This window comes from Bacillus sp. hwrm1 (genome assembly GCF_040207805.1).
Classification (GTDB): Bacteria; Bacillota; Bacilli; order Bacillales; family Bacillaceae; genus Bacillus; species Bacillus velezensis.
This window is the reverse complement of the sequence record NZ_CP157943.1, coordinates 2124693-2143172: the sequence shown is the minus strand read 5'-3', so window position 1 is coordinate 2143172 and position 18480 is coordinate 2124693. Positions and strand designations below refer to the sequence as shown.

General features: G+C 51.2%; 2 protein-coding genes. Both read right to left on the bottom strand.

Annotation, left to right across the window (positions count from 1 at the left end):
- Window positions 1-17: 17 nt before the first annotated feature.
- Entirely contained in the window at window positions 18-10793 is a 10776-nt protein-coding gene (locus ABK447_RS11200; RefSeq protein WP_094031761.1) for a non-ribosomal peptide synthetase, read from the bottom strand.
- 25 nt (window positions 10794-10818) lie between these two features.
- Window positions 10819-18468, bottom strand: a complete 7650-nt coding sequence (locus ABK447_RS11195; RefSeq protein WP_094031762.1) for a non-ribosomal peptide synthetase — start codon at window positions 18466-18468, stop codon at window positions 10819-10821.
- Window positions 18469-18480: the final 12 nt, after the last annotated feature.

The window sequence follows — 18480 nt, the reverse complement described above, 5'->3', positions numbered from 1 at the left end:
TGTTCCTCCCGCTCGGTTTAGTGGAAGCTGAGTAAGTCGGCAATATCCTGCAATGCTTCCTCAGTCAGCTCCCGATCATCAAAGTCACTGACGGTCTTCTCCGTATCGGTTTTGCTGAGGCAGTGTTCCGACAGTTTCAGGAGATAATACCGGCAGCTTTCGGACAGCTGTTCGATCGTATCTTGCCGAAAGCGCTCCGTTTCATAGGAAATACTGACGGTCATCCGGCCTTTTGCCGCAATCGCGCTGATTTCAAGTGACTGCTCCCGTTTCCATGTATCTGTCACATCATCTCCGCCTCCCAAAGGAGAAAACTGAAACGCGTCAGGCTGTTCCGTTTCTGCCGGGTTCCCGCCGGGCGCATCGAATTGCCCGAGATAATTAAAGCTGATCTCCGGTGCTTTCCCGAAAGTCATCCCGGCAAGCTTCGGCGGTGTTAAATATTTGAGGACACCGTATCCGTTCCCTTTATCCGGAATGCGCCGCAATGTGTCTTTGACGGTTTTCAATGTGCGAATTTCATATTCTTCAAGAGGTTCATAAGCTCCGCTCCGGAAAAGCACCGGGTAAATGGAAGTGAACCACCCCACTGTCCTGCTGATGTCCGCACCTGCCTGCTCCGATTGGCGTCCGTGTCCTTCAAGGGCGATTTTCAAAGCGTGCCGCGGCGACCATTTTTGAACAGCGAGCACGGCGGAAGCCAAAAGCACATCTTGCGTATCCGTATTGTAGGCGCTGTGCACATCTTTCAACAGGGCGTCCGTTTCACTTTCTGTCAGAGTGAAGGATACCGTGTTCCGTTTTTTTGCAGGAGTTTGAGATAAATCTGCCTGTTCGTAAGGAAGACTTTCTGTTTCATAGTGTTCAATCTCCCGCCAATACTCCGCCTGCTGAAGAAGCTGTTTACTTTCGGCAAAATCGGCCAGCTGCTCCGTATATGTTTTGAATGACATGGTTTTCGGAGGGAGTTTGATTTCCTGTCCAGAGACGGCCTGTTCATAAGCAGAAGCCAAGTCTTCCAATAAAATCCGCCATGATATCCCGTCGACAGCGAGATGATGGACCGTCAGAAACAAGTAATCTTCTGCTTCAGAGCGGAACAGCCCCGCCTGTACCAGCGGCCCGTTCTCTAAATCCATGTTTCTCTGAAGCTCTGCGACGCGGCGTTTTACAAAACGTTCCTTCTCATGCTCATCGCCTTCCATTTCTAATATGGTCAGGCTGTAAAGCTGCTCATCTGCGAGGTCAGCCGGTCTGTTGAAGAGGAGAAGACCTTTCTCTTCGTCTTTTATGCAGACAAGGCGCAAGGCATCATGATGTACGGTAATGGCTTTTAACGTTTTCCTCAGAGCCTCTTCATCTATTGAATTTGCTCTCGTCAGCATGACGGACTGGTTAAAATGATTTGCTTCCTTCATGTCTTGTGTGAAGAACCATTTGTGAATCGGCGACCACTTCACTTCTCCTTCTGCAGGAGCTTGGCTGACCGGCTGCCGCTCTGTACGGACATAAGGCGCCAGCTCCCTAATTGTCGGCCGGCTGAAAATATCTTTTACGGCGATCTGTTTTCCTGCTTGATGTAATCGGGCTGATACTTGCAGGGCTTTGATGGAATCGCCGCCCAGTTCAAAAAATGATTGATCCGCGGCAATGTTTTCAGTTCCGAGCACTTCGCTCCAAATCGCGGACAGCTCTTTTTCCATGTCGCTTTCAGGCTCGGTAAATGCCTGTCCGGTGTGCGCTTTTTTCCGCGGCTCAGGAAGCGCGCGGCGGTCAAGCTTCCCGTTCGGTGTGACAGGCAGGGCTTCAAGTGTTTCAAAGAACGCCGGCACCATATAAGCGGGCATTTCATTTCTGAGCGCCTGCTGCACGGTTTCACTTTCTGTTCCTTCTTCTGTCACGATATAAGCGCATAGTTCCGTTTGGCCTGCTGATGCGGTATGAGCGGTGACGGCTGCTTCTTTGACACCTTTTATGCCTGTTAAGGCGGATTCAATTTCTTTCAGTTCCACCCGGTAGCCTCTGATTTTGACTTGCTCGTCTATTCGGCCGATATATTGCAGCGTGCCGTCCGGCAGCCATTTTGCCAGGTCGCCCGTGCGGTACATGCGCCGGTTCTTCTGGAACGGGTCTTGGACAAAGGCTTGGGCCGTTTGCTTAGGAAGATTGCGGTACCCTCTTGCAAGACCGGAACCCGAGATGCAAAGTTCTCCCGTTACACCGATCGGCTGCGGATGATCTCCGTTTAAAATATAAACGTGTGAATGCTCAATCGGACGGCCGATCGTAATGTTCTCACTTTGTTCTATATGTCTTGCCGCTGTAGTGGCGACGCTGTTTTCCGTCGGGCCGTACTCATTGGCAAGCTCCGTGTGTGGACAAACTGATAAACTGCGGCTGATAATGTTTTGGTCGACAGCTTCTCCCGCTAATGTGACAATTCTGAGAGACTCTGCATCCCCCGGCTCCAGTACGTCAAGCAGTGTACGGTACAGTACGGGAACAATGATCATGTGAGTGATGCGGTAAGATGCAAGATAGTGTTTAATAGCAAGAATATCTCTTGCTTCATCTTCGGCTAAAACGGCCGCTTTCGCACCGGAAATCAGCGGTGTGAACATGCTTGTTACAAACCCGTCAAATGAAAATGAAAAGAGCTGAAGAATCGTATCTTTCTCATTCAGATCATAAAATCCGCTCCGCCATTGAAGGGTTTGGCTGACGGATCGATGTTCGACCATAACCCCTTTCGGCCTGCCTGTCGTTCCCGATGTATAAATGATGTAAGCTAAATCTTCCGGTGCTGATAATGACTGGACCGGCGAAGCATCCTGTTCTTGGATATCCTCCAGTGCGATCACTTCACCGTTAAAACGATCAGGCACTTGTTCTATCGCACCGTGTGCGGTAAGAAGAAGCGCTGTGCCGCTGTCTGAGATGATATATTGCTTGCGTTCCTCCGGATATTCAGGATCTATCGGGACGTAGGCTCCTCCGGCTTTCCAAACCCCGAAGACTGCCGCGACTTGTTCCGGCGATCTTGGTATCACAATGCCGACGGCTGCATCAGGTCCGATCTGCCGTTTTTGCAGAGCTCTGGCGATTTTATTCGACCAGTCATCTAATTCTTTGTATGTGATCAATGTTTCCCCGCTGATAAGGGCCGCGGCATCAGGTGTTTTTCGCGCCTGGGTGATGAACAGTTCATGAACTGTTTTTTCAGGCAGCTGTTGATCCGTCATGCCGTTAAAGTCCGAAAGAATCCGGTTCCGTTCCGGAGCAGTCAGCATGCTGATCGCTTGTAAAGAAGTTTCCGGTTCACGGACAATGTGTTCAAGCATCGTCATAAAGTGGGAAGCCCAGCGTTGCATTGTTTCTCTCCGGAATAAAGACGCCGCATATTCAAACAGAAAATGAATTTGTCCCCCGCCTTCAGAAGCCTGCAGAGTGACATCAAATTTGGAAACCGGACGGGACACGTCCGCAGGCTGAATATGCAAACCGTCCAACAGCAGTTCCTCATGCTCTATATTCTGGACGACAAGCATGGCGTCAAACAGCGGATTGCGGCTTGTGTCCCGCTGCACACCGAGCCGTTCCACTAGCTCTTCAAACGGGTAATCCTGATGCTCATACGCCTCAAGCGCGGCCTGGCGGACTTCCGCCAAGTAATCGGTAAACCGTTTGTCTCCTTTCGGCTCCGTTCTGATGGCGAGCGTGTTGACGAACATGCCGAGAATCGGTTCAAGGTCTTTGTGCGGACGCCCGGCAATCGGCGAGCCGACGATGATGTCTTCCTGCCCGCTCAATCTCGCGAGTAACGTATTGTACGCGGCGAGAAGCACCATATACAAAGTGGAGCCGTGATCCCGGGCGATTCGGTGAAGGCCGGATGCCGTTTCAGCGTCAAGCGTGCACGATACGCTGCCGCCCGCAAAGCTTCTGACAGCCGGACGGGGCTTGTCAGCCGGAAGCTCAAGCACCGGAAGCTCTCCTTCTAGCCGCTTCAGCCAGTAGGCTTCCTGCTTCTGGTACCCTTCTTTCTCCTGAAACGACCGCTGCCAGACGGCATAGTCTTTATATTGAAGGCGCATTGGCGCAAGCGAACGGCCTGCGTACAGCTCGCCGAATTCTTTTATCAAGGTGTTGACGGACACACCGTCAGAAATAATATGATGCATATCCGTTAATAAAAGATGACGTTCGTCCGATTCTTTCACGAGGGCCGCACGGAAAAGCGGCGCTTCCTCCAGACAAAACGGCCGGACGAATGCGTCAGCTGACCCGGCCTCATCCAGCTGAAACGGCACGCTGTCATGGATGCGCTGCACCGGTTCGCCGTCAGGCCCCGTTTCAAAGGACGTTCTAAGCGACTCATGCCGCTCAACAAGCTGCCGGAACGTCTCCTCCAGCCGGCCGCGGTCAAGCGGGCCCGTCAGTTCCAGCACAGCCGGCATATTGTAGCCGACACCGCCGTCTTCAAGCTGTTGGAGCACATACATCCGTTTCTGCGCCGAAGACACCGGGTAGGTGTCCTGTGTTTGCGCAGGCTGAATCGCTTCATACGGGCTTTCTTCCAAGTCCTGAATAACCGAAGCGAGCTCTTCCACCGTCGGCCGGGCGAAGATGTCCTGTAACGGCACCTGAACACCGAACTCTTTGGCGATGCGGGAGACGAGAGCCGTCGCTTTTAACGAATGGCCGCCCCGCTCAAAAAAATGATCCCGGATGCCGACGGGGCCGTTTTTCAGCACCTCTTCCCAAAGGGCGCAAAGCTTCATTTCCGTGACGTTCCGCGGGGCGGTGTACGCCCGTCTGTCTGCCGCTCCGCCGGGAGCCGGCAGCGCGCGGCGGTCAAGCTTTCCGCTCGGCGTGACCGGCCATTCGCTCATCTCTATAAACTGAGCCGGCATCATGTAGGCCGGAAGGCGTGTCGCAAGCTCCGCCCGCACGTCATCGCTTTCCCGTCCTTCGATATAGGCGTAAAGCGCGGTTTCGCCGTGTTCGGTTCGGGCGGTGACCGCCGCCTCACGAATACCGTCGAAGCGCCGGATCGCCGCTTCGATTTCTCCCGGTTCAATCCGATAGCCGCGGACTTTCACCTGTCCGTCTGAACGTCCGAGCCATTCGACAAGGCCATCTTCTGTCCAGCGTGCGATATCACCCGTCTGATACATGCGTTCTCCCGGGTAAAACGGATCATTGAGAAAACGCTCCTCCGTCAGCTCAGGCCGGTTCAGATAGCCCCGGGCCACCCCTGTCCCCGCGATGTACAGCTCTCCGATACAGCCCGGCGGCAGAAGCCGTTTCTTTTGATTTAAAATATACAGCCGCATGTTATGCCCGGAAATGCCGATCGGAACATTGTGAAATTCTTTTCCTTGCGGCAAATCAAAGTACGCCGCTTCTACTGTCGCTTCCGTCGGACCGTAGGAATTTGTCAATTCCGTTCCCGGCAGAAGGTCATAAAAACGGGAAACCAGGTGCGGGCCCAATTGTTCGCCGCCGGCAAAAACCCTTTTTAAACATGTCTTTTTGATCGGCTGTTTTCTGGAATTTATATATTCCAAGAAAGCATGAAGCATGGATGGCACAAAATGAGCCGCCGTTATGCGGTTATTCTCCAATGCGTTCAGTATCATTTCAGGGTCTTTCTCGCCGCCTTGCGGAAGGAGGAAAACAGAAGCTCCCGCGATCGGCCACCAAAACAGCTCCCAAATCGAAGCGTCGAAAGAGTATGATGTTTTATGCAAAATGATGTCAGAATCACTTAATCCATAACGCGTTTGCAGTGAGTATAAAAAGTTTACGGCTGACCGATGTTCAACCTGCACGCCTTTTGGGCGTCCCGTAGAACCGGATGTATAGATGATATAAGCCAATGAATCAGGTTTTACCGGAACGTTAGGGTTGGCCGCAGCTTCAGGGTTTCCTGTTTGTCCGCTTTTCAGAGAGATCGTTTCTCCCTCAAAAAGATCTGGTGCGAAAAGTTCTGGTTCTGCCAGTAAGAATTTCACGCCGCTGTCTTTCAGTAAAAAGCGAATCCGCTCTTCCGGGTAATCCGGATCAATCGGCAGATATGCACCGCCTGCTTTTAAGACAGCGTAAATGCCGATCAGCATGTCAGGAGAACGCCGGCCCATAATGGCAGTTTTATCCTCCAGCCTTATCCCGCGCTTGATCAGCTGATGCGCAAGCTCGTTTGCCCTTTCGTTCAGTTCCTGATACGTAATCGAAATGTCATCAGTTAAAATTGCCGGACGGTCCGGCGTTTTTTCCGCCTGCTGTTCCAGCAGATCATGAAGAGACTGATGAAGCGGAAACGCTGTTTTCTGCAAGGGGCTGAAATCTTGAAGCAGAGACACTTCTTCTTTTTCTGTCAAGACAGAAATATCGTCTAATTCCAAGCCCGGATCAGCCGCGGCGTTTTCGGCAAGTGTCGTAAAAAATCCCGCCCATTTTTGAATCGTTTTTCTCTTAAACAAATCGGTGCTGTATTCAAACTGGCAGTACAATTCACCGGCGTTTTCAGAGATGTACAGTGATAAGTCAAATTTAGAAATCGGCAGGCTGACGTCTGCCGGCTGCAGTTCAAGTCCGGCTGCCCTAAGCTTCTGCTGTTCCATATTTTGCAGCGCAAATGTTGTGTCAAACAGCGGATTTCGGGACATGTCCCGCGGCACACCGAGCTTATCGACGAGCTCTTCTAACGGGTAATCCTGATGTTCGTAAGCCTCAAGCGCTGTTTGGCGAATTTCCTTTAAATATTCTTTGAATGTCATGCTTCCGTCGGGACGCGTCCTGAAAGTAAGCGTATTGACAAACATGCCCAGAACGGCGTCAAGGTCGGCATGAGGCCTTCCTGCAATCGGAGACCCGACAATCATATCTTCCTGTCCGCTTAAACGGGCTAACAGAACCGTGTACACACCGAGCAGCGTCATATACAGTGTGCATTTGTTTTCTTTCGCCAGCTTTTTCAACTGTGCTGTATGTTTTTCATTGATGACAAATGACACCCGGTCACCGGAAAAGCTCCGCACCGGGGGACGCGGCTTATCAGCCGGCAATTCAAGCACGGGAATCTCACCGGCAAGCCGGTTCAGCCAGTACTCCTCTTGTTTCCGATATGCGGCGCCCGCCATAAATGATTGCTGCCAGACGGCATAATCTTTGTATTGAATCCGTAACGGCGGCAGACTTCTCTCAGCATACAGCTCACTGAATTCACGTATCAAAAGATTGACGGATACGCCGTCTGAAATAATATGATGCATGTCAGCTAAAAGCAGATGCCGGTCTTTTTCTATTTGGACAAATCCCGCCCGGAAAAGGGGCGCTTTGCCGAGATCGAACGGCCGGATAAACGCTTCGGCTGATTGTTCTTTTGTAAATGCAAACGGCACGTCATCATGAATCCTCTGCACAGGCAGGCCGTTTTTTTCTTCAAAGGACGTTCTGAGCGGTTCATGCCGCCGGATCAGTTCCTTGAACACGGCTTCCATCCTGTCTCGGTCAAACGGCCCCCTAACCTCTAAAACGGCTGGAATGTTATAACTGACACCGCCATTTTCAAGCTGGTGAAGGACGTACATCCGTTTTTGGGCGGATGAGACAGGATATGTTTCTTTCATTTCTGTCTTTTCTATGGATGCGAACGGGTTCTCTTCTGCTTCACTGATGATTTTGGCGAGTTCTTCTACAGTCGGATGGCTGAAGACATCACTCAGCGGGATTTGCACACTGCACTCTTTAGCTATTTTTGCAACGAGTGCCGTCGCCTTTAATGAATGGCCGCCAAGCTCGAAAAAGTGATCGTGAACGCCGATCGGTCCGGTTTGAAGCACTTCTTCCCATATGCGGGTAAGCTTCAGCTCGGTCACATTCCGGGGAGCTGTATATTGACGGCCCGCTGCGTATGCCGAAGCTTCCGGAAGGGCCCGCTGATCGACTTTTCCGTTCGCAGTGAGCGGAATTGAGTCAACAAAAGCCCATTTGACCGGAATCATATAATCAGGCAGCTCTTTAGCCAAATCACTTCGCAGCTGAGAAGGATCAGTCGCTTGTGAGACGCTGCAGTAGGCGCATAATTCATTTTCGCCCGACTCATTCGTTTGAATCAGAACAGCAGCTTCTTTCACGGCATGATGATTTGCCAGGACGGTTTCAATTTCCTTCGGTTCAATCCGGTACCCTCTGATCTTCACTTGATCATCTGTCCGGCCGATGTATTCAATTTGGCCGTCCGCACGCAGTCTTGCCAAATCTCCGGTCCGGTACATGACGGCGTCCGTTCTGAACGGATCCGGCAAAAATTTCTCTTCGGTCAGCGCCGGATTGTTCACATAGCCTCTTCCTGTATTCGCCCCGGAAATATACAATTCTCCCGCAATTCCGAGAGGCTGAAGCTGTCTGTTTTTGCTGAGAATATACATTTTGTTATGATGGATCGGTTTTCCGATCGGCGGATGTTCAGGTATGTCATCTCCCGCAGAAATCGTATACGTTGAAACCACATGAGTTTCTGACGGGCCGTAATGATTATGCAGATGCATACCGTGTAAACGGAGCGTCTGCCTGAACAAACGCGAAACGGTCAGCTGCTCCCCGGCCGTAATGACATGCTTCACACAACGGGGAAAAGACTGTGCATAACCTTCTTCATTGAAAAGCATTTTGACAAATGCAGTCGGGAAAAACACAACTTCCGTGTTGTGCTGATCAATAAACGAAAACAGCTGAGAAACATCCCGTTTGATTGATTCCGGCACGATACAAAGGGTGCCGCCGCTCAAGAGTACTGAAAATAACTCCTGATAGCAGACGTCAAACGCCACAGATGCGTACTGCAGCACATTTGTGCAAAAATCAATGTCTGTGTTCGTCAATTGGTGAGAAAGCAGGTTGGCCATATTTTTATGTTCGAGCAGCACACCCTTCGGTTTCCCTGTCGTTCCCGATGTATAAATCATATAAAGGAGGTCGTTTGCCGTATTAATGGATTGCACATTGCTTCCGTCCGCTTCCGTCCCGGCCTCTTCTATATATGTAACCTGCAGCGTTTGTTCCGCGGGGACTGACTGATGCCGCTCTGTTACAACATGGACGCAGCCGCTGTTTTCAATGACATATCGGATACGCTCCTTTGGACTGCCCGGATCTATCGGGACAAAGGCGCCGCCCGCTTTTAAAATACCGAGAACAGCCGCCGCTAAAGAAGGGGAACGGCCGAGAATGACGCCTACCGGTTCCTCCCGCTTTAATCCGCGCTTTTGCAGCAGGCGGGCCAGCTTATTAGCCGATTCGTTCAGCTCTTTGTACGTCACTGACTCACCTTCATACCGAATCGCGATTTGATCTGGTGTTTTTGCAACCTGCCGTTCAAACATCGCATGAACCGTGTCATATTCAGGCTTTTCGGTCTCTTCAGAAATCGGTGCAAGCAGCTGCGCTTTTTCCCCTGGAGTGATGATTGCAAGCTTGTCCGGCGTGATGTCCGGTTTGTCGAGAACCTGGGAGACGATATGTGCCAAATGGCCTTTGATATTTTCAATAAATTGGCGGTCATACACGCTTGAATCGTATCTCATTTTCAAATGAATCTCGTCACCCGGCGCCACCATCAGGTAAAAACTGTAGTTGGTTTCGTCTTCCATGCTGAAATCATGGATGTGAAAAAGGTCTTTCGTGTCCCCCTTGCTGTTCAGCACTTCAAGCTCCTGTTCAACCGGATAATTCTCAAAGACGAGAATATGATCAATTAAGCCTTGTTTTACCTGTGAATTCGCCTGTATGTCATAAAGCGGGTGATAGCTGTAAGCCTGTCCTTTCAAAGCGTCCTTTTGCACGTTTTTGATCAGCTTTTGAAACGGGATATTTGCCCCGCTGATCCGGACAGGCACGGTATTAATAAACAGGCCGATCATTCGCTCGATGCCTTCGATTTCAGACGGCCTTCCGGAAATGACAGAACCAAAAACCGCATCTTCTGTCTGGTTATACGCCTGAAGCAAAATGCCCCAGAGCGTGTGGAAAATGGTGCTCAGCGTGACCTCTTCTTTTACGGCCAGCTCTTTCAGCTTAGCCGTGTCCTCTTTTGAAAAGGAAAACGTCACTTCCTCTTGTCTGCTTTCGCCGGCTTTTTTCTGCTTCGGCAGAACAGTCTGCTGCTCAAAGCCTTCAAGGTACCGCTCCCAGTACGAAGCGGCTTTTTCTTTATCTTGCTCCATCAGCCACTTGATGTAGGTCCCGTACGGCACAGCGGGCTCAAGCGTTAACGGTGTCCGGCGGAGCCGCGAGGCGTATATCTGGAAGAACTCTTTCAGCACGATTCCGAGACACCAGCCATCCATAATGATGTGATGGAAACTCCATATGCACGTATATTCACATTCACCGGTTTGAAGCAGCGTCACCCGCATCAGCATGTCTTTTTGCAGATGAAATCCTTTCTTACGGTCTCTTCGTTTGGCTTCTTCAATATGCTTGATTTGATCAGCCTTGTTTAAATTGGTGAGATTTTCCTCAATGATGCTGACGTTCCGCTCTTTTAATACGACCTGCTGCGGCACTGACACGTTCTGGCTGATAAAGATCGTTCTGAAAATATCATGTCTTTCGAAAAGGGCATGAACGCTCTCTTCAAACACGCGGGTGTCAACTTTCCCCGTTATTGAAAAGGAGGCCTGCTCGGCGTAAGCCTGTGATTCCTTTTGCAGGAGGGAATGAAAAAGCATTCCTTCCTGCATATAAGACAGCGGATAAATATCCTGAATTGCATTCTTTTTTGTCATGTTATAATCTCCCCGTCGCCTTTTTCTACAGTTCCTCGACAAAACTCGCTATGCTGTCCAAATCATCAGATGTTAACGTTTTGCTGCTAAAATCACTAACGGTTTTTTCTGCTTCCTCTTTGCCTGTGCAGTGCGCCATAATATCACGCAAATATTGCTGTAAAGTTTGCAGCAGCTGTTCCATCGTTTCTTTGCGGAAGCGGCTCGGCGGATAGCTCAAACTGAAGTGAAGTTTGTTTTGTGCGGCCATCGCGCTCATTTCCACCGCTTGTTCCCGCTGCCATGTCGGCGTGATGTCGTGCCCGCTTGCAAGACCGGACAGACTGAACGTGTGCTGATCTTCTGTATCATTGAATTGCCCTAAATAGTTAAAGCTGATTTCAGGCGCTTGTCTGAAGCGGATTGTTTTTTGTTCAGGCGGTGTCATGTATTTTAAAATGCCGTAGCCTATTCCTTTATCCGGTATTCTTCCGAGTGTGTCTTTGACCGTTTTTACCGCCGTTCCAAGCTCAGCGCCTGCTGTGTTCAAGTCAATGAGCACCGGATACATGGAGGTAAACCAGCCTACGGTGCGGCTGATGTCGAGCTCCGGCATGATGTGCTCTCTCCCGTGCCCTTCCATCGCGATGCGCAGTCTGCCGCCCCCTGTCCAGTCCCGTAAAGCCAAAGCTGCGGCAGTCAGAAGAATATCTTGCGTATCGGTATGGTAGGCCCGGTTTACCTGCTGAAGCAAAACGGACGTTTCTTCTTCTGTAAGCGTAAAGCTTACCGTTTGCCGAATGTTTTCGGCTCCCGTCTGATGCTGCGGTTTTTCATAAGGAAGTTCGGCGGCTGTTTCTTCTTCAATAAAACGCCAATATTCTTCTTCACGCATCAGCTTGCTGCTTTTTGCGTATTCTGAAAGCCTTTCAGCGTATTGCTTAAACGAATCGGTCTTTGGCGGAAGCTGGACCGGCTGACCTTTTACGGCTTGAGTGTAAGCGGCAGATAAATCCTCCAGCAAAATACGCCATGACACTCCGTCAACCGCCAGGTGATGTACGGTGATGAATAAATAATCCCCGGACCGGGTTTTGAACCAGCCGGCTTTTAATAACGGGCCTTTTTCAATATCCATCCGCTGTTGGAGCGCAGCGACTTCACTTTCTATTTCTTTTTCCCAAGTATCTGTCTCAGACAGATCCCAAATGTCCAAGCTGTACAGTTCATCTTTTTGAATACCGTGATTGATTTGTCTGAAACTTTCGTTTTCTGTACTGACGGTGATCCGGAGTGCATCATGATGAATGACAAGATGCTGCAAGGCTTCTTTGAGCGGCTGTTTATGCAATGCGTCAGAGCTGAACATCATGACGGACTGATTGAAATGATTTCTGTTTTCCATCCGCTGTGATAAAAACCACTGCTGAACGGGTGTCCAAGGTATGTCTCCTTCCACCGGCCGCTGATCGATGACTCTTTCCGCTTTCCGGATAAGTGGCGCGAGCTCCTTAATGGACGGATGCCGGAATAAGTCGCTTGCCGTCATTTTCCACCCATAGCGTCCGAGCCGTGCGGAAACTTGCAACGCTTTGATTGAGTCACCGCCCAATTCAAAAAATGAGTCCTCAATCCCGACTTGTTTTGCGCCGAGCACTTCCTGCCAGATCACGGAAAGCTGTTCTTCAAGCTCATTGCGGGGAGCTGTGTACGCGGTTTGAAGCGCGAGCTCCGGTTCGGGCAGATTTTTCCGATCCAATTTACCGTTCGGCGTAAGCGGCAGCTTCTCAAGTTCCATCATATAGGCCGGAACCATGTAATTCGGCAGTTGCTTAGACAGTGAAGAACGCACTTTTTCTGTATCCATGTCCGCCTGCAGACTCATATATGCGATCAGTTCTTTATTGCCGGACTGCCCGGTTCTGACTGACACGGCAGCTTCTTTCACGCCGTCCAGGCTCCTCAGTGCGGCTTCAATCTCTCCCAGCTCCACCCGATAACCGCGGATTTTCACTTGATCATCCATCCGCCCGGCATATTCGATCGTTCCGTCCGGCAGCCAGCGGGCTAAATCTCCGGTGCGGTACATCCGTTCTCCGGGAACAAAAGGATTAGGGACAAATTTTTCTTCCGTCAGCTCAGGGCGGCCGAAATATCCTCTTGCCACACCGTCTCCGCCCGTGCACAATTCGCCGATGACGCCGATCGGCTGCGGTGTTCCCCTGCTGTTTATGATATATGCGGTTGAATTTCCGACAGGGCGCCCGATCGGGATTGAATGATCGTATGATTGTTCAATCAAAAAGCAAGTCGAGAACGTCGTGTTTTCAGTCGGTCCGTATCCATTCCATACTGAGAGATGCGGCAGCGCATTCCGAACCCGGTTTACATGGCTTGGGGACAGTGCTTCCCCGCCGATAATCAATCGGGATAATCCGGAAAACACGTGTTCATTTTGTTCTGATAAATGGTTGAACAGAGACGATGTCAGCCACAGTGTCGTAATGCCGTTTTGCTGTATAAATGTTTCCAGAACATCCGAGTCGAGATAGGTTTCCTGGTCACTTACATATAAAGAAGCGCCGTTTAAAAGCGGACCGAATATTTCAAATGTCGTAACGTCAAATCCTAATGATGAAGTAAACAATAGTCTGTCTTCCGGCGTAAAATCAATATAATTGCTGTTTTTCACAAGGCGGATCACGCTTCGCTGTTCAATCATGACGCCTTTTGGCGCACCTGTTGATCCGGACGTATAAATCATGTAGGCCAACGATTCAGGTCCGCCGAGCGGTTCGGGATTTTCTGAACTCAAGCCGGCCTTTGTTTGAATATCCTCTATGAATAAACGTTTTCCTGAAAGCGGCAGACCGTCAAGTTTATCAGATTGGAGAAGAATATCAGCTTTACAGTCTTTAAGCATCCATTCAGCCCGTTCCCGCGGCACATCGTCACCAATAGGCAAGTAGGCGCCTCCCGCTTTTAATATTCCGAGGATTCCGGAGGCAAGCTCTGTTGTGCGGCCGGTTAATAAGGCGACAACGCTTTCCGGACCGACGCCATTTGATCGGAGAGCCGCCGCTATTCTGTTAGCCCGTTCGTTCAGCTCACGGTATGTCAAGATTTGTCCATCATATACAACTGCCCGGGCATCGGGGGTTTCTTTTGCCTGCCGCTCAAATAAACGGCTGATGGTTTCGTGTCTTGGGTAATCGCTTTTCGTCTGATTAAACTGATAAATGACGCGATTTGTTTCAGCATTATCCAGTACGTGAATGTCACCAAGCGGTATCGCTTGGTTTTCAATTACTTTTGTAAGAATACGTGTAAAATAACAAAGCCATTTTTCAATTGTCTGTTTTTGATAGATATCTGTATTGAATTCAAAATCAAAGCTGATGGAACCGTCAGACCCTTCTGACGCGTAAAGCGTGGCATCAAACTTTGCGGTTTTATGACTTGTATCCGCAGCTTGAGCCAAATGCAGCTTATTTAACACCAGGGATTCACGCTCCATATTTTGGAGCACAAACATAACGTCAAACAGCGGATTGCGGCTCGTGTCCCGCTGCACGCCAAGCCGTTCCACCAGCTCTTCAAACGGGTAGTCCTGATGCTCATAGGCCTCAAGCGCCGCCTGGCGGACTTCCGCTAAGTAATCGGTGAACCGTTTGTCCCCTTTCGGCTCCGTTCTGATGGCGAGCGTGTTGACGAACATGCCGAGAATCGGTTCAAGGTCTTTGTGCGGACGCCCGGCAATCGGCGAGCCGACGATGATGTCTTCCTGCCCGCTCAATCTCGCGAGTAACGTATTGTACGCGGCGAGAAGCACCATATACAAAGTGGAGCCGTGATCCCGGGCGATTCGGTGAAGGCCGGATGCCGTTTCAGCGTCAAGCGCGCACGATACGCTGCCGCCCGCAAAGCTTCTGACAGCCGGACGGGGCTTGTCAGCCGGAAGCTCAAGCACCGGAAGCTCTCCTTCAAGCCGCTTCAGCCAATAGGCTTCCTGCTTCTGGTACCCTTCTTTCTCCTGAAACGACCGCTGCCAGACGGCATAGTCTTTATATTGAAGGCGCATCGGCGCAAGCGAACGGCCTGCGTACAGCTCGCCGAATTCTTTTATCAAGGTGTTGACGGACACACCGTCAGAAATAATATGATGCATATCCGTTAATAAAAGATGACGTTCGTCCGATTCTTTCACGAGAGCCGCACGGAAGAGCGGCGCTTCTTCCAGACAAAACGGCCGGACGAATGCGTCAGCTGACTCGGCCTCATCCAGCTGAAACGGCACGCTGTCATGGATGCGCTGCACCGGTTCGCCGTCAGGCCCCGTTTCAAAGGACGTTCTGAGCGACTCATGCCGCTCCACAAGCTGCCGGAACGTCTCCTCCAGCCGGCCGCGGTCAAGCGGGCCCGTCAGTTCCAGCACAGCCGGCATATTGTAGCCGACACCGCCGTCTTCAAGCTGCTGGAGCACATACATCCGTTTCTGCGCCGAAGACACCGGGTAGGTGTCCTGTGTTTGCGCAGGCTGAATCGCTTCATACGGGCTTTCTTCCAAGTCCTGAATAACCGAAGCGAGCTCTTCCACCGTCGGCCGGGCGAAGATGTCCTGTAACGGCACCTGAACACCGAACTCTTTGGCGATGCGGGAGACGAGAGCCGTCGCTTTTAACGAATGGCCGCCCCGCTCAAAAAAGTGATCCCGGATGCCGACGGGGCCGTTTTTCAGCACCTCTTCCCAAAGGGCGCAAAGCTTCATTTCCGTGACGTTCCGCGGGGCGGTGTACGCCTGTCTGTCTGCCGCTCCGTCGGGAGCCGGCAGCGCGCGGCGGTCAAGCTTTCCGCTTGGCGTGACCGGCCATTCGCTCATCTTTATGAACTGAGCCGGCATCATGTAGGCCGGAAGGCGTGTCGCAAGCTCCGCCCGCACGTCATCGCTTTCCCGTCCTTCAATATAGGCGTAAAGCGCGGTTTCGCCGTGTTCGTTCCGGGCGGTGACCGCCGCCTCACGAATGCCGTCGATGCGCCGGATCGCCGCTTCGATCTCTCCCGGTTCAATCCGGTAGCCGCGGACTTTCACCTGTCCGTCTGAACGTCCGAGCCATTCGACTAGGCCGTCTTCTGTCCAGCGTGCGATATCGCCCGTCTGATACATGCGTTCTCCCGGGTAAAACGGATCATCGAGAAAACGCTCCTCCGTCAGCTCAGGCCGGTTCAGATAGCCCCGGGCCACCCCTGTCCCCGCGATGTACAGCTCTCCTGCCACGCCCGCAGGCTGGATGGTTCCTCCGCTATCTAATACATACAGACGGGCACCCGGAACGGGTTTACCAATCGGAAGCCGCGTCCGTCCGCTGTCCCGTTTTCGGTCACAGACGTAAAACGCCGCATCCACCGTCGCTTCCGTCGGCCCGTAGCCGTGAATAAGCACGGTCTCCGGCAGAAGATCGGCAAACCGGGCAGCCGTAAGCGGTGAAAGAGCTTCCCCTCCGGCAAACACGCGTGTCAGTGTTCTGCCGAGGTGTGTTCTTGTTTCCGCAGGCTCTGTTTCCAGCGCGTCTAAAAAGCTGTTGACCATCGCCGGAATAAAATGCGCGGTCGTCACCTTTTCTGAGGCAAACGCTTCAATCATCCGCACAGGATCTTTCTCCCAGCCGGCCGGAAGCAGATACACGGAGGCGCCGGACATCGTCCACCAAAACAATTGCCAGATGGAGGCATCGAAAGAAAAGGATGATTTCAACACGATAATATCCTCTTCCGTTAGCGGGAACTGCCCTTGCATCCCTGATAAAAAGGCGGCGGCCTGACGGTGTTCAACAGCCACTCCCTTCGGTGTTCCCGTCGAACCGGACGTATAAATGATATAAGCGAGCGAATCAGCATCCGCTTCGTCAGAGACAGCCCCTGTCTCCGTCTCGCCTGTCAGAGAAGAAAGAGACACTTCAAGCGTCTCGCCGGAAAAACCGGAAACGGATAACCCCGGCTGTGCAAGCAGGAGACAAGCGCCGCAGTCATCGAGCATATAACGCAGCCTGTCCTCAGGATACTCCGGGTCAAGCGGCACGTAGGCGCCGCCCGCTTTTAACACGGCAAGCACAGAAACCACCATCTCCGGCGAGCGTTCAGCGAGTACGCCGACCATGCTTTCTTTGCGGACGCCTTTTTGGCGGAGCCGAACAGCGAGTCTGTCTGTGTACTGGTCAAGCTCGGCGTACGTCAGCATGCCGCCCGGAAAACGGAGCGCCGGACGATGCGGCGAAAGCGCGGCACGGCGGGCAAACAGCCCGTGAAGCGTCGGAGCCGGCGGTTCAACCGTTTCTGTACGGTTAAACGCATCAAGCATACTTCTGGCTTCACACGCATCAAGCAATGCGATCTCGGAGGCGCAAATTTCAGGATCGGAGATGACTGAATTCATCATATGCCGTAAAAATGTTTCAATATTCTTCATAAAAATACGATCGTATATACCGGTATCAAAGTTTAAGCGGATATAAAGAGAATTTCCCGGAATCACCTTTATGCTGCATCCGTAGTTTGTGACTTCCTCCATCGTGAAATCTTCTACCGCAAAATCAAATGAACCGGCCTGACTCACATTTTCAATTTCACGCTGGGCCGGCACATTTTCAAACACGATAATGTGGTCAAACAGCGCTTGCTTCAAAGGGCTTTGTGCCTGAATGTCATACAGCGGATAATAGCTGTACGCTTCTGCTTGCAGCGTCTCCTGCTGCAAATGCCTGACGAGCTCCAGAAAAGAAAATGAACCGCTTTTCACCCGCACGGGAATCGTATTAATAAACAGCCCCACCATTTTTTCCACGCCTGCGAGATCCGACGGCCGGCCGGAAACGACAGAACCGAAAACGGCGTCATCACAGCGGCTGACACGCTGGAGCAAAATGCCCCACAGTGCCTGGAACACTGTATTCAGCGTTGCTCCCGCCCTTGCCGCAATGTTCTTCAACTCATTTGTCTGCTCTTCAGAAATGGTGAAAACCGCCTGCTCAAGTTCGCCATTTGGTTCCGCGGATTTTTTCGGAAGAGACGCCGATTGCTCAAGATCGGCAAGTCTCGTTTTCCAAAAAATCTCGGCTTCTTTACGATCCTGCTTCATGAGCCATTTAATATACTTTCCATATGACTGAACAGGCTCGAGAGACGGGAGCCGCCCGTCTCCGAGAGATTGATAGATCATCAGAAATTCCTTCATGACAATTCCGAAGCACCAGCCGTCCATGACGATATGATGATGGCTCCATATACAAACATAGCGTTCAGGCGCTTTTTTCAAAATGGAGACTCTCATGAGAGGGTCTGATTGCAAATCAAAGCCTTTATCTTTATCTTCTTTTCTGAACCGGTCGGCATATTTATCTTGTGCCTTCTCGTCCAAATGAGAAATATCATGAAACTGAACGCGGCTCGGCCTGTTTTTCAACACGACTTGGCGGGGCTTCGCCACATTCTTATGAATAAATGTCGTACGGAAAATATCGTATCGTTCAAAAACAGCATCTATACTTTTTTGGAATCGTTCCCGGTCAAGCTGTCCGCTGATCGTAAACACCGCTTGTTCGAAGTAGGCTCTTGAGTCATGATCCAACAGAGAATGAAAAAGCATGCCCTCCTGCATAAAAGATAAAGGATATATATCTTGTATTTCCGGTTGCTGCCCCATTGCGCCACTCCT

Excerpts from the sequence above, each read along its gene's own strand:
- ABK447_RS11200 (WP_094031761.1), bottom strand. The coding sequence starts at position 10,793 with ATGACAAAAAAGAATGCAATTCAGGATATTTATCCGCTGTCTTATATG.
- ABK447_RS11195 (WP_094031762.1), bottom strand. The coding sequence starts at position 18,468 with ATGGGGCAGCAACCGGAAATACAAGATATATATCCTTTATCTTTTATG.